Annotated in this window: 11 protein-coding genes; 3 read left to right on the top strand and 8 right to left on the bottom strand. The window is 69.4% G+C overall.

From position 1 onward, the window contains the following. The first annotated feature begins 135 nt into the window (after positions 1 to 135). Positions 136 to 1122 (top strand): asparaginase, encoded by a 987-nt coding sequence (locus tag AC2W7K_RS03865; RefSeq protein ID WP_486005764.1) that lies wholly within the window; start codon positions 136 to 138, stop codon positions 1120 to 1122. Positions 1123 to 1159: 37 nt separating this feature from the next. Here AC2W7K_RS03865 and AC2W7K_RS03870 read toward each other — a convergent pair whose 3' ends face one another. Then, positions 1160 to 2182, bottom strand: a complete 1023-nt coding sequence (locus AC2W7K_RS03870; RefSeq protein WP_198499804.1) for an NADP-dependent oxidoreductase — start codon at positions 2180 to 2182, stop codon at positions 1160 to 1162. A 15-nt stretch (positions 2183 to 2197) separates the two neighbouring features. Beyond that, entirely contained in the window at positions 2198 to 3145 is a 948-nt protein-coding gene (locus AC2W7K_RS03875) for a ribonuclease FAU-1 family protein (RefSeq protein ID WP_486005765.1), read from the bottom strand. 173 nt (positions 3146 to 3318) lie between these two features. Between AC2W7K_RS03875 and AC2W7K_RS03880 the strand changes: the two genes are divergently transcribed. Beyond that, a complete protein-coding gene (locus AC2W7K_RS03880; RefSeq protein ID WP_198499806.1) occupies positions 3319 to 4227 on the top strand; it encodes an amidohydrolase family protein in 909 nt (302 codons plus the stop codon). An 87-nt stretch (positions 4228 to 4314) separates the two neighbouring features. Here the strand turns inward: AC2W7K_RS03880 and AC2W7K_RS03885 are convergent, their stop codons facing one another. The 6 genes from AC2W7K_RS03885 to AC2W7K_RS03910 all read right to left on the bottom strand — a co-directional run bounded on the left by AC2W7K_RS03885 (position 4315) and on the right by AC2W7K_RS03910 (position 12356). Then, a complete protein-coding gene (locus AC2W7K_RS03885) occupies positions 4315 to 5058 on the bottom strand; it encodes an SDR family oxidoreductase (RefSeq protein WP_198499807.1) in 744 nt (247 codons plus the stop codon). Positions 5059 to 5148: 90 nt separating this feature from the next. Further along, positions 5149 to 6129 (bottom strand): DUF4097 family beta strand repeat-containing protein, encoded by a 981-nt coding sequence (locus AC2W7K_RS03890; protein WP_198499808.1) that lies wholly within the window; start codon positions 6127 to 6129, stop codon positions 5149 to 5151. 1 nt (position 6130) lies between these two features. Further along, positions 6131 to 6775 carry a response regulator transcription factor gene (locus tag AC2W7K_RS03895; protein ID WP_137824472.1) on the bottom strand — a complete coding sequence of 215 codons (645 nt, stop codon included), beginning with the start codon at positions 6773 to 6775 and terminating at the stop codon, positions 6131 to 6133. Beyond that, the gene (locus AC2W7K_RS03900; RefSeq protein ID WP_486005766.1) at positions 6763 to 8157 is read right to left on the bottom strand and encodes a sensor histidine kinase; all 1395 of its coding nucleotides are present in this window, start codon (positions 8155 to 8157) and stop codon (positions 6763 to 6765) included. The genes AC2W7K_RS03895 and AC2W7K_RS03900 overlap by 13 nt, the downstream gene beginning before the upstream one ends. A gap of 1199 nt (positions 8158 to 9356) precedes the next feature. Further along, positions 9357 to 10706, bottom strand: coding sequence for a haloacid dehalogenase-like hydrolase (locus AC2W7K_RS03905; protein ID WP_198499810.1), 1350 nt, complete (start codon positions 10704 to 10706; stop codon positions 9357 to 9359). A gap of 306 nt (positions 10707 to 11012) precedes the next feature. Then, the gene (locus tag AC2W7K_RS03910; protein WP_232623731.1) at positions 11013 to 12356 is read right to left on the bottom strand and encodes a trans-sulfuration enzyme family protein; all 1344 of its coding nucleotides are present in this window, start codon (positions 12354 to 12356) and stop codon (positions 11013 to 11015) included. 236 nt (positions 12357 to 12592) lie between these two features. Between AC2W7K_RS03910 and AC2W7K_RS03915 the strand changes: the two genes are divergently transcribed. Continuing rightward, positions 12593 to 13099, top strand: a complete 507-nt coding sequence (locus AC2W7K_RS03915; protein ID WP_198499811.1) for an SRPBCC domain-containing protein — start codon at positions 12593 to 12595, stop codon at positions 13097 to 13099. Positions 13100 to 13203: the final 104 nt, after the last annotated feature.

Genomic DNA, 13203 nt, shown 5'->3' on the forward strand with positions numbered 1-13203 from the left:
GCGCCGAGGCGGGGAAATCGGGGCAGGGTCGCGGTCGCCCTCCCCAGCGCTTCCCCGAGGTGGATCGCGCTCGAGTTTCGCCTCGACATCGAGCGCGATCCACCTCGGGGCGCGTGCCTCGTTAGACTCGGGGGCATGCCTGAGTCTCCTCATCTGCTCGTCGCCGCGCTCGGCGGCACCATCGCCTCGACCGCTGACGGCAGCGGCGGAGTGGCCCCCGCACTCAGCGGTGCGGAGATCGCCGCGGCCCCGGGTCTCGATGAGATCTGGCCGGATCTGCGCACGGATTTCACGCAGGTCGCGCAGGTCTCGAGCGCGAACGTCACCCTGGAGATGCTCCTCGACGTTGCGCACCTCGCCCGGGAGACCGAGGCGCACGGCATCGTCCTCACGCAGGGCACGGACACCCTCGAGGAGAGTGCCTTCGCGCTGTCGCTGCTCAATGACTCAGGGGTGCCGATCGCCGTCACCGGGGCGATGCGCAATCCGACCCTGCCCGGTGCCGATGGTCCCGCGAATGTCCGGTCCGCGGCGCTGACGGCGCTGTCCCCGCAGGCGCGGCACCTGCCGGTGACGCTCGTGTTCAACGACGAGATCCACGATCCCCGGCATGTCCGCAAGGCGCATGTGTCGTCAACGGCGGCGTTCTCGTCCGGTCCGGTGCTCGGCGCGATCGGGTGGATCAGTGAGGACGTCGTCCGCGTCCCCCATGCCCCAGCCGTGCTCACCTCGCCGTTCGCCCGGCGGGAGCGCCCCGAGGCGATCGCCCCGGTCGCGCTCGTCGAGGTGGGGATGGGTGAGCCCGCGGAGACTTTTGCCCACCTCGCCGAGGCGGGGTTCGCCGGCGCGGTCATCGCCGGGGTCGGCGGTGGTCACGTGGCCGAGCATCTCGTGCCCGCGGTCACCCGCCTCGGCGCGCAGATGCCCGTCGTCCTCGCCTCCCGACCGGGGGCGGGGGCGAGCCTCACCCGCACGTACGGCTACGTCGGCGGGGAGATCGGTCTGCTCGAGGCCGGTCTCCTGCCGGCGGGCGTCCTCGATGCGAGGAAGGCCCGGATCGCGCTGACCTTGGCGCTGAGCTTCGGCCTCGATCCCGCCGAGGTGTTCGCGCAGTTCCGGTGAGGTGTTCGCCCGAGCCTGGGCCTCCGACGACGAACCCTTACTCCCGCTCCCCCACCGCGACGACCATCTTGCCGAAGTTGCCGCCGGTGAGGAGTTCGTTGAAGTACTCGGGTGCGCGGTCGAGGCCGGACCGGATGTCCTCGCGGTAGCGGATCCTGCCCTCCTGGATCCACGTGCTCATGTCGTGGAGGAACTGCTCGCCGAGGCGGTCGACGAACTCCGACTGGATGAATCCGCGGAACGTCAGCGACTTCCGGAGGATCGCTCCCATGAGCAGACCCGTGCGGTCGGGGCCCGGCGGGAGCTCGGTGAGGTTGTACGAGGAGACGAGACCGCACACGGGCACACGCGCGAACGGGTTGAGCAGTGGCACGACCGCTTCGAGGACCTTGCCGCCGACGTTCTCGAAGTAGACGTCGATGCCCTGGGGCACCGCCTCGGCGAGCTCCTCCTTGAAGTTCGGGGAACGGTGGTCGAGGACGATGTCGAAGCCGAGCTCCTTGAGGTGGTTGACCTTCGCGGGTCCGCCGGCGATGCCCACCGAGGTGGCCCCGACGATCTTCGCGATCTGCCCGACGACCGACCCGACGGGTCCGGTCGCGGCGGCCACGGCCACGGTCTCGCCGGGTTTCGGCATGCCGATCTCGAGCAGACCCGCATAGGCGGTGAACCCGGGCATGCCGAGCACCCCGAGGGCGGTGCTGATCGGCGCGATCTCAGGGTCGATCCGGCGCAACTGCGACGCCGGTTCGATCGAGTACTCCTGCCATCCACCGTAGCCGAGGACGATGTCACCGGGTTCGAAGTCCGGCGACTGCGACTCGACGACCTCGGAGACCGTCGCCCCGACCATCACCTCGCCGAGCTCGACGGGCTTCGCGTACGACTTCGCATCCGACATCCGTCCGCGCATGTACGGGTCGAGCGAGAGATAGAGGGTCCGCAGCAGCACCTGGCCCTCGCCGGGGGACTCGACCGGCACCTCGTCGTGGAGGAAGTTCTCGGCCGTCGGGGCGCCCACGGGGCGCGAGTTGAGGCGGATGCGGTGGTTCGTCGCCATGTCAGTTCAGTCCTCTCATCGGCTGTTCGGTCTCCTGTAACAACCGCTCGGTATCCGCTGATGTTCCCGCTGACCAGGAGAAATTGTGCTCGCCGAGGCGGTCGACTCCCCAGTTGAGGCAGCTGACTCCCCCGCCTGTTCAGCCGGGTCCACCGCCGAGGCGGTCGGCGCCGGCCCGAGCCGAAGCGTCGCCGGGTGCTCGGTCGGTCCGAATCCGGCGAGGTCGAGCGCGAGATCGGCCCACCGCGGGTCGAAGGCCCACCGGAACTCCTCGAGACGGTCGAGGACGAGTGCGCCGTTGGCCCGGACGATGTCCGACCACTGCGGCGGCCAGTACCCGTAGGCGCCCGCCGCGGCGATCTCGTGGACGTCCTTGAACACCGCGCCCCGCGGGTTGAGGCTGCCGTCGGGCAGGTGGAGCGGTTCGCTCGCGACGGGGAACGTGATGTCGAGGATGAGATCGCACGTATAGACCGCCTCGGCGGTGCGGCGATGCGTCGTCTCGAGGTTGACGTACCACTCGACGCGCGGCGGATTCGGGGCCGATGGCATCGCGGCGGTCGCCTCGGCGGGTTTGACGAGCATCCACACGGAGAAGGGAACGTTCGGCGGCGCGAGCTTGAGCACGCCGTGACCCTGCCAGCGGGCGGGGATCATGATGCGTTCGGGGGCCTGTCCGCGGGGGCGGAAGCGGACGTCGAACGGGACGTCGTGGGCGCTCATGCCCTCCCAGCCGACGAGACCGGTGTCGACGACCTCGGTGCCGCCGGGCATCCACAGAATCGCACCGTTCGGGCCGTCGTCGATGACGCGCATCGGGCGGCGCACCTCGACATGGTCGAGGTCGTAATCGAAGCGCCGGTACGTCCAGGTCACAGCCTGACCGGGCGTCCAGAACGGAGGTTCGCCGAGGCGCGCGGCCGTGCCGGGGACCGTGATCTCGAACGGGTCGGTGAACTCCATAGCCGCAGTCTAGGGTCGCTCACTGCGCGCATCCTGGGGATGGGATTCGGCCGCCCCCCGCATCGCATCGGTCCCGCCCAGTGTCGGTACCGCACAGTGTCGTCCTCGCATCGTGTCAGTACCGCACAGTGTCGGTCCCGCGCCGTGTCGGTACCGCACAGTAGGGTGGGGGCATGATCGCACCACCCCGCAGCGACGCGGAGATCCCGACCTACGTCGAGGCGCTCGGGCTGCCCGGGCTCGCCGACATCCATGTGCACTTCCTCCCGCAGAACGTCCTCGACAAGGTGTGGTCGTACTTCGACGACGCCGAGGCGAACTACGGCCGGCCGTGGCCGATCCACTACCGCTTCGACTCGGACACCCGCCTGCGGATCCTCCGCGACCTCGGCCTCCACGCGATTCCCGCGCTCACCTACCCGCACCGGCCGGGCATGGCCGCGTGGCTCAACGACTGGAACCGCGACTTCGCCGCCGCCCACCACGACGTCATCCACTGTGCGACTCTCTTCGCCGAGCCCGAATCCGCCGACTACGTCCCCGCCGCGCTCGCATCCGGGGCGCGGCTGTTCAAGGTCCACGTCCAGGTCGGCGGGTTCGCCCCCGATGATCGAGTCCTCGATCCCGCGTGGGCGGCGCTGTCCGAGGCGCAGGTGCCCATCGTCATCCACGCCGGGTCCGAACCGCTGCCGGGAGCCTTCACCGGCCCCGAGGCGATCGCGCGGGTGCTCGAGCGCTTCCCCGCGCTCAACTTCGTCATCGCCCACATGGGCATGCCCGAATACGAGGCGTTCGCGGATCTCGCCGAGGCCTACAGCGGCGTCCACCTCGACACGACGATGTACGTCTCCGGGTTCTTCTCCTCTCCCGCCGAGGTGACCCCCTCCTTCCGGGAGCGCCTGATCTCCCTGCAGGACAAGGTCGTCCTCGGCTCGGACTTCCCGAACATCCCGTATCCGTACGCGGATCAGGTCTCAGGGCTGGCCGGGCTCGACCTCGGCGACGAGTGGATGCGCGCGGTGCTCTGGGACAACGGCGCGCGCCTCCTCGGGCTCACGCAGCGGGTGCCCGGCGAGCGCTGACTCAGCCGTCGCGGGGCACACGGTCGGCGCCGACGACGCCGTGCGGGCCGGGTCAGGCCCGGGATCGCCTCGGCGGGCCGGACGAGTTCACCGCATCGTCAGCCACTCGTCGACGGTCACGGCCGACAGCCTCGGTGCGGGCGGGATGAGTCCGTCACCGGAGCTCGCCCCGGGCACGGGAACGGGGACGACCCGCCGCGGGCGGCGACCGGAGGCGTCGGCGCGGGCGATCTTCGCGGCGATCGCGGCGAGATCGCTGATCTCGGGGCCGGCGACCTCGACCGTGCCGCGCTCTCCGGCCTCGATCGCCTCGGCCATCAGCCGGGCGGCTTCGTCGGCGGCCAGCGCCCGCACCCGCATCTTCGGGGTGAAGATGACGCGACCGACGCTCACCGAGGTCGTCTCCGCGAGCTCGTACCACTGGGCGGAGCGGAACATGAGGAGCTGGTCGGCGGGCACGAGCCGGCGGTACACGCGTTCCTGCAGGTCCTTGCCCTGGTAGTAGGCGAAGAGCTTCGACTCGGCGATCTCGGGGCGGAACGCGATCGACAGGCACACCATCGCCGCGCCGGGGTTCTCGGCGGCGGCCAACGCGATCGAGCGGGCGCTGCGGGAGAAGAAGTCGAGGGCTCGGTGCCGGTTGTTCGTCATGAGGTTGACGGCATCGACGAGGACGTCGCTGCCGACGGCCGCCTCGGTGACGCCCTCACCGGTGTACGTGTCGACGCCGATCCCGCGATGGGCCGCGATCACCGAGTGCCCCTGAGCCCGCAGGCGTGAGACGAGCCGCGACCCGAATGTGCCGGTGGCTCCGTAGACCGTGACCTGCATGTGCCCGTCCTTCCGCCCGAGGCGCTCCCGGCCTCGGGCTTCCTCAGCCCAGTTCCGACAGCCCGGTTCCGGTTGCCCGGTTCCGGCTGTCTAGTTCTGCTCGATCGAGATCGCTCCGGTGTCCGCGGACACCGTGACCGGGATGATCGCCTTGCCCTCGGCATCCGGCGAGTTCTTCGCGGCCTCGTACTTCTCGAGGTCCTTCGCGATGTCGACGCTGCCGTTGTTCGACTTCGCATTGATCCGGTAGAAGAGGTCCTTGACCTCCTCGCCGCCGGATCCCTCGCCGCCGTTCGCAGCCTCGGCGGTCATGTTCTCCTTGACGAGGTCGAGGCGGGGCAGCTGCAGGTCGATCTTGCCCTCTTCCGCATTGAGGCTGATGCCGGCGGTCGGCACCGTCTCGGCGGCGAGCTCAACGTCGATCGCGCCGGTCGTCGTCGTGGCGTCGAGGCGGTCGCGGACCCGCAGGTCGGAGCCGTCGACGGTGCCGACCTCGGACTTCGCCTCGATCGTGCCGTACGTGCCCTTGAACTCCGTCTGACCCCACTCGGTCGACGTCTGCACGCGGTCGAAGGTGCCGTTGAGCTCGATCGATCCGGCGTCGGTGTTCGCCGTGACTTCGTTGAACTCACCGGTGACAGCGACGGTGCCGAGGCCGCCGGCGAAGTCGAGGTTCGTCTCCGGGGACGTCGCGGTCGGCACGGTGAGCACGAGGCGGGCGTTCTCGAACGTCGGCTTGTCGTCGATCGAGATGACGGACTTGCCGTTGATCTCATCGACCTGCAGCTGGGGGACGTTGTCGCGGGGGCCGGTGCCGGTCAGTGCGACCGTCGGCGCTGCCACGTCCTCGGTGCGCACGACGACGGCGGCCCCGGTGTCGAGGTCGAAGCGGACATCGGTGGTCCCGACGGGCAGGTCCTCGCTCGACTCGACCTTCGTGTAGTTGAGCCGGGATGCCCCGTAGGCGACGCTCGCGACGACGGGGATGAGGAGGGCGATGACGGCCGCGATGATGAGGACGGCGCGCAGACCTGTGCGGGCCGAGGGGCTGACGAGGACGGTGGCTGGCATTCTAGGCTCCGAGGAATGTGAGGACGGCGAGGACGCGACGGTTGTCCGAGGTGTCCGCGGTGAGGCCGAACTTGGTGAAGATCGAGCTGATGTGCTTCTCGACGGCGCCGGCGCTGAGGAAGAGGGTGCCGGCGATCGCGGCGTTGGACTTGCCCTCGGCCATGAGCTGGAGGACTTCGAGTTCGCGGGGGCTCAGGGTCGAGAGCCCGTCGGTCTTGCGGGTGCGCACGAGGATCTGGGAGACGACCTCCGGATCGAGGACGGTGCCGCCGGAGGCGACCTCGTCGACGGCGCCGAGGAAGTCCTCGACATCGGCGACCCGGTCCTTGAGCAGGTAGCCGAACCCGCCGGTGTTCTCGGCGATGAGCTCGGAGGCGTACTGCTCTTCGACGTACTGGCTGAAGACGAGGACCTTGACGTCGGGGTTCTGCTTGCGGATGAGCACCGCGGCGCGGATGCCCTCATCGGTGAACGTCGGAGGCATGCGCACGTCGATGACAGCGAGGTCGGGCGGCGTCGTGTTGACGGCGGCGAGGAGTTCGTTCGCATCGGCGACGGCCGCGATGACGTCGTGTCCGGCGTCGACGAGGAGTCGTTCGAGTCCGGCCCTGAGGATGGCTGAGTCTTCGGCGATCACGATGCGCATGGCACCTCCACAACGATGGTAGTCGGCCCACCTGCGGGGCTGGTCAGGTTCAGTGTCCCACGGGCGGCCTCGACCCGGTCGACGAGACCGGCGATGCCCGTGTGCCGACCCGAGCGGTCGACTCGGGCCCCGCCGTGACCGTTGTCGGTGACGACGATCTGGACTCCCGCCTCGGTGGGGGTGATGAGGACCTTCGCCGAGGTGGCTCCCGAGTGCTTGGCGATGTTCGTCAGGCATTCGGCGACGACGAAGTAGGCGACGGCCTCGGCTTCGCGTTCGATCCGCCCGCCCAGCCGGACGTCGACGTCGACGGGGATCGGCGAGCGGCCGGCGAGCGCGGAGACGGCGGCGTCGAGACCGCGGTCGGTGAGCACGGCGGGGTGGATGCCGCGGGCGAGCTGGCGGAGTTCGCCGACGATGCCCTTCGCCTCGGCGTGGGCTTCGGAGATGAGCTCCTTGGCGCGTTCGGGGTCGGAGTCGATCTTCGACTTCGCCAGGCCCAGGGTCATCGTCAGGGCGACGAGGCGGGGCTGCGCGCCGTCGTGGAGGTCGCGTTCGATGCGGAGGCGTTCGGCCGAGGCGGCATCGATCCCGGCCATGCGCGCCCGGTCGAGTTCGGTGACCTCCGCCTGGAGGGCGGCGGTGCGGGCCGGCGGCAGCAGACTGCGGTCGAGCGCCCGGTCGAGGTAGGGGGTGAACCAGAGGATCGCGAGCGAGGAGGCGAGGACGATGAGCGCCCCGATCGTCAGACCGATGCGGCCGAGGCCGCCGGTGGGACCGCCGAGGAAGAAGGTCTCGACTCCGTCGGGGTTGATCGCGGCGAAGACCGCGGTGATCGAGGCGGAGATGCCGGCGAAGGTGCCGCCGATGACGACGAGTCCGAGCAGCATCTTGACGTAGTGGTGGGCGGTCGAGCGCCAGAAGGATCCGGAGGAGACGAGCAGCCAGCGGTTGTGGAGGAAGCGCGTGAACCCGGAGTCGCGGTCGCTGCGGGGGATCTTCGGCACGGGGATGCGGTCCCCGTAGACGAGTTCGGCGCGGTAGCGTTCGAAGACGTTGGCGACCTGTTGGACGAGGACCCATACGACGAGGGCGAGCACACCGAGGCCGAGGGCGAAGATGCCGCCGATGCCGGTGAAGAGGAGGCCGAGCGGGATCCAGGCCCAGATGATCGCCATGACCGCTGACAGGATGACGTTGGCGACTCCGACGACCCCGACGGGGCGCTTGGGCCATTCGACGGGTCCGTCTGCGGGGATCTCCGTGACGTCGGTGCGGGTCAGCGGCATCGAACCGGTGACCGGCACGTACTCGAGCGGCGCGGTGCGGGTCCGCTTCCGCCGAGGCGGCCTCTGGGGCTGCATCGGCTGTTGGGACTGCATCGGCGGCTGTCCTCCCGGCAGCGGCTGCGCATGGTGCGGGTAGCGCACGGCCTGGCGGGGTTCGCGCGGCTGTGGCTGCGGGGTCTGCGACGTTTTGGCCCTGCGGATGGTGCGGGGGCTGGGGGCCGACGGCGTGGAGCGGGCTCCCGGAGGCCATCGGCTCGTGGTACGTCTGCGCGGGGGTGCCGTAGACCTGCGTCTGCGGGTACTGGGCCGTCGGCTCCGGAATCGGTCCGGCTGCGCCACCGAGAACCTGTCCCTGCGGGTAGGCACGAGTGTGCGGGTATTCCTGAGTGTGACCGTCCGTCCACCCGTATTGCGCGGTCGGCGCCGCGAAGGGAACGTCGAGGTCGAGCGGGGTGGTGCGGAACTGTCCGGCCTCGGTGGCCAACGGCGCTGCGGTCTGCGCCTCCGCCGGAGGTGCAGTCGGTGCCGGCGGCGGGCCGCTGGCAGGTGTGTGCACCTGTGCGTCATGCGCCGAGGCGCCGTCGCCGCGGGTGCGCTGGTCCTCAGCGCGGTCGGGGCCGGTCGGCTCCGAGTCCTGCGGATGCTCGGGGGTCTTCTCACTCATACCGAATACGCTACGCGTCGCCGATGTCGGGCAACAGCACGTTGACCACCCACCGCACCTCGGGTTTTCCCCCGGGCTCGACCTCACCGTCGGCCGCGGACCCGAGCATCTCCTCCGACCCGCACGGCTCTTATTCTCCCGTCACCAGAGGAATCCCCAGGACGTTCTGGACAGAATCCCGGCGCGAAAATCTGTCCAGAACGACCTGAACTCGGTCGCGGCCAGCCCAGCACGCCCGGCCGCCCCGCGCACTGACGCAGTGGAGCGACAAATACGCGCTGAACCGACACCTACGCGCCGAACCGACGCTTCCGGTGCCCCGCGCCGCCGTTCTCCGGACGCAGAGTGTCGATCATCGAGTCCGAAATCGACACTCTGCGTCCGCGACTCCGGCAGAGGCACTGGGAGACATGTTTCTTGCGGGCGCATCCTGAAGGCATCCAATCGTGCGCTGGAAACCTCAACCCGCCACGGTGATCCTGACCAGAACGACCCGAAGTTCGCCAGCCGGGGCGCGACGGGAGACTCAGACGTTCTCGAGGACCGTCACCGAGGCGCGCGGTGTGCTGAGGTCACCGAGAACACTGCGCAGGGCCCGGATCACCGCAGGGATATCGACCGAGCGCCGTCAGTACACCGAGTCCTTCTGATCCGGTATGACGTTGCCGTCGGCGTCTTTCAGCGGGCCCTGAGTGCCGTCGGTTTCGATGCGCCCCGACGTCGAGCACGGGTAGACGTCCTTCTGCTGCGGCTCGGGAGCGATGAACATCGGATTGACGATCCATTTGCCGTCGACGTTGGCGTACGCGTTGCACATCAGCTCCGTCTTGTTGCGGTTGATCGCCAGACGCAGGCCGGTGGCGTCGCCGACGAAGGTGACGTCGGTGTCCGAGTCTCCGGCGGCGAAGACCTGACGCTGCGCCTCGGGGGCGGGCTCGAATGCCTGGGCTGAGGGGATGCCCAACAGCTGCTCGTTGATGAAGCAGCGCTTGCCCTCGATGTAGGGCATCGCGGCCGCATCACCGCCGCACGAGGCGAGCGTGCTCGTGAGCTTGCCGCCCTCCTCGAGGGTCTGCACCCCGGTGACCTGATCGGCGTCGACCCCGACCTCGGAGGCCCAGATCCTCACGGCCGGCTGCGATGACGCCGAGACGATGCGCACGTCGAAACCGGCGTCCTGCAGGGTGGTGATGAGGTCCTTGATCTGCGGGTAGATGCGCACCCATCCGGTCACCTCGGTGCCGCCGACCTCGTTCATCGTGCCCTCGGCGGCATCGAGGTTCTCCTTCTTCGCCGCGGTGACGTACTCGGTCACCTGCTGCGGCGTCAGGCCTTCGAGCAGCTGCGCGGCGAAGGCGTAGGCCGGTTCGATCCGGCGGGCGTCGAACCCCTCATAGGCAGCGGCCTTGTCCGTCGTCTCTCCCTCGGAGTACACCGAGAGGATCTCCGCGGCGCAGTCCTCGCCGGCCTTCTCGCCGGTCGGCAGCGGGGCGCCCGGGTCGGCGAGGTCACCGCAGACCTCGTTGAGCCTGCCTGTCGCCTCGTCCGTGAGGTAGTCGCTCATCGTCGCCCAGTCCCGGCCCGCAGGCTGGAGCACCTTGCTGTTGCGCAGCATCCAGAACGTCGTCGCATCGCCGATGTCGTTCTTGACCACGGTGTTGTCCCAGTCGAACACCGCCATCGGCCGCACCCCTCCCTCCGGGGTGGCTCCGTCGCACGTGGCGTTCGCGTCGATCATCTCCTGGAGCCGCTGCGCATTGTCCCCGTACCACCCGTCGGCGACCCCCAGCTGCGCGCAGCTGCCGTCGCCGGACTCCTCCGGCGCGCTCCCTGCATCGCCGGCGGCACATGCCGAGGCGCCGAGGAGGAGCGCAGCGAGAAGGACGCCTGCGGCCGCACCCCGCTTCGGTCGGACCGTCCTGCGGTGGCTGTCTCTGACTCCGAGGTGCTTGATCGTCGTGCCCATGTTCATCCCCATCGATTCATTGGATCACTTTCAGACCTTTGGCCGGGGATCAATCTAATGGGGCCGCGACGACAGCGTCAAGGGTGTCGTCGGTCCTCGGGCCGCCCCGCGAAGACCGCACAGCACCGACGAGAGCGCGCCCCGGACTGCCGGAGCCCTGCGACTGCGAGCAGCGGACGCGCTGGTGAGGAGGTGCGTTTCGTCCAGCACGTGTTCGGTTCCGCCCGCAGCTGCACCGGACGGCGGGACTGCCGAGGACTGCGCAATCTCGTCGCTCGCTGTCTCAGCTGGCGGTCATCGTGTCGAGTGCCGGGAGCCTCAGACGTTCTCGAGGACCGTCACCGAGGCGACTCCCGCCTGCGCGTCGGGCGCCGACTTGGACTCGGGGGCCGACTCGATCCCACTCGCTGCCTCCGGGACTGTCTCGTCGACCGCCTCGTCCGCCTCAGTCTCGGCTGCACCGACCACAGAGTTCGTCGCCGCGAGCGCCGCGTCGAGATCGGCGAGGATGTCCGCGATGTCTTCGATGCCGACGGAGAGGCGGATGAAGCGGCCGGAGATGCTCAGCTCGCAGTCGGCGACGGCGAGGTGCGTCATCGTCGCGGGATGGTCGATGAGGGATTCGACGCCGCCGAGCGATTCCGCGAGGGTGATGAGCTTCGTGCTCCGCACCAGGGCCAGCGCTCGCTCCTCGGTGTCGGTGGAGAACGAGACGACTCCCCCGAACCCGCTCATCTGCCGCTTCGCGATCTCGTGCCCGGGATGTGAGGGCAGACCCGGGTAGTAGACCTCGGCGATCTCCGGTCTTGCCTCGAGCCATTCGGCCACGGCCTGCGCATTCGCGCAGTGGGCGGCCATGCGCACCGGCAGCGTCTTGATGCCGCGCCTGGTCAGCCACGCGTCGAACGGGGAGATGCCCAACCCCACGGACGCGAAGTGACTGGTCAGACGGTCGATCACCTCGGCGGCGCGAGGACAGGTCTGCCCATCGCCGGCGAGCACGGCCCCGCCGATGACATCGGAATGGCCGTTGATGAATTTCGTCGTCGAGTGGATGACGAGGTCGGCGCCGAACTCGATCGGACGCTGGAGGTACGGGGTCGCGAACGTCGAATCGACGGCGAGCAGCGCGTTCGCGGAATGGGCGATCCGCGCGGTCTCGGCGATGTCGATGACGTCGAGGCCGGGGTTGCTCGGGGTCTCCGCCCACACGATCGCCGTGCGGTCGGTGATCGCCGCCGCCAGCGCCTGCGAGTCGGTGAGGTCGACGGTGCGGATGACGACACCCCAGCGCGCGTACTCGTTGACGAGCAGACGATACGTCCCGCCGTAGACGTCGCGGGGGATGATGATCTCATCGCCGGGTCCGAGCAGCGCGGAGAACACCGCCACCTCGGCGGAGGTGCCGGAATTGACGGCCGCCGCATAGGACGCGCCCTCGAGATCGCAGAGCACCTCCTCGAGATCGCTGCGGTTCGGGGTGCCCGTGCGGGCGTAGTCGAAGCCGGCCCGAGTCTCACCCGGGACGTCCATCTGGAAGGTCGAGGTCTGGAAGATCGGGGCGACGACGGAACCGGTGTGCGATTCCGGGGCGGCGCCAGCGTGCACCGAGCGGGTCGAGACTCCGCTGCGGCCGGTCGAGCTGCGGTCTGATGCGCTCACGGCGTTTCCTTCCTTCTCATGAGACCCTCGACGTCGATGCCGAAGTCCCACCAGTCTGGGGTCGGATCGCGGCTGCGACGGAGCCGCGCGTCCCGTGGAGTCACCGAGCGTCATCGGACCGTCACGGGGTGTCATGTTTCGTCATCCGGGGCGTCGGGGACGCACCCCAGGCACTTCCCTTCCGCCGCCGGGCATGCGATGTTTGGCATACGCCCGACCACTCATCAGGAGACCCCATGGCCCTCAGCTCCGACTCCGCCCGCGAACCCGATCGCGCCATCGATCCCGACCGGGATCTCCTCATCGAACGCGTCATCCGCGCGCCCCGGGAGGCGATCTGGGAGGCATGGACGAATCCCGCCCAACTCGTCCAGTGGTGGATCCCCAAGCCGCTCGTCCTGCGCGTCGACGCCCTCGACCTGCGTCCCGGCGGCGCGTTCGTCACCCGGATGAGCGAGGACGGCCAGACGTTCGTCCCGCACGTCGACGCCGTCTTCCTCCGCATCGAGGAGAACGACCGACTCGTCTTCACCAATGCCGTCGACAGCACGTGGCATCCGGCGCTGCCCGCTCCCGTCGCGATGACCACGGAGATCATCCTCGGCGACGGGGAGGCCGGCACCGACTACCGCGCGATCGTCCGCCATGCCGATCCGCAGCAGCGGGCCGCCCATGAGGAGCTCGGCTTCTTCGAGGGCTGGGGCACCGTCACCGAGGCGCTCGCGAGGCTCGTCGAAGACTGACGTCTGCGGCCGGAGTGCGATCCGGGTCCGGAGCGACGTCCGCGGCCGGTCGGCCAAGGCCCGCCGCGAGAACGAGCCCGGCGGAGAGCAGTCCTGCCGAGAGG

It is taken from the genome of Brevibacterium sp. LAARM2_SD2, from assembly GCF_057364785.1.

Excerpts from the sequence above, each read along its gene's own strand:
- AC2W7K_RS03915 (WP_198499811.1), top strand. The coding sequence starts at position 12,593 with ATGGCCCTCAGCTCCGACTCCGCCCGCGAACCCGATCGCGCCATCGAT.
- AC2W7K_RS03875 (WP_486005765.1), bottom strand. The coding sequence starts at position 3,145 with ATGGAGTTCACCGACCCGTTCGAGATCACGGTCCCCGGCACGGCCGCG.
- AC2W7K_RS03895 (WP_137824472.1), bottom strand. The coding sequence starts at position 6,775 with ATGCGCATCGTGATCGCCGAAGACTCAGCCATCCTCAGGGCCGGACTC.
- AC2W7K_RS03890 (WP_198499808.1), bottom strand. The coding sequence starts at position 6,129 with ATGCCAGCCACCGTCCTCGTCAGCCCCTCGGCCCGCACAGGTCTGCGC.
- AC2W7K_RS03870 (WP_198499804.1), bottom strand. The coding sequence starts at position 2,182 with ATGGCGACGAACCACCGCATCCGCCTCAACTCGCGCCCCGTGGGCGCC.
- AC2W7K_RS03905 (WP_198499810.1), bottom strand. The coding sequence starts at position 10,706 with ATGGGGATGAACATGGGCACGACGATCAAGCACCTCGGAGTCAGAGAC.
- AC2W7K_RS03880 (WP_198499806.1), top strand. The coding sequence starts at position 3,319 with ATGATCGCACCACCCCGCAGCGACGCGGAGATCCCGACCTACGTCGAG.
- AC2W7K_RS03865 (WP_486005764.1), top strand. The coding sequence starts at position 136 with ATGCCTGAGTCTCCTCATCTGCTCGTCGCCGCGCTCGGCGGCACCATC.
- AC2W7K_RS03885 (WP_198499807.1), bottom strand. The coding sequence starts at position 5,058 with ATGCAGGTCACGGTCTACGGAGCCACCGGCACATTCGGGTCGCGGCTC.
- AC2W7K_RS03900 (WP_486005766.1), bottom strand. The coding sequence starts at position 8,157 with ATGCAGTCCCAACAGCCGATGCAGCCCCAGAGGCCGCCTCGGCGGAAG.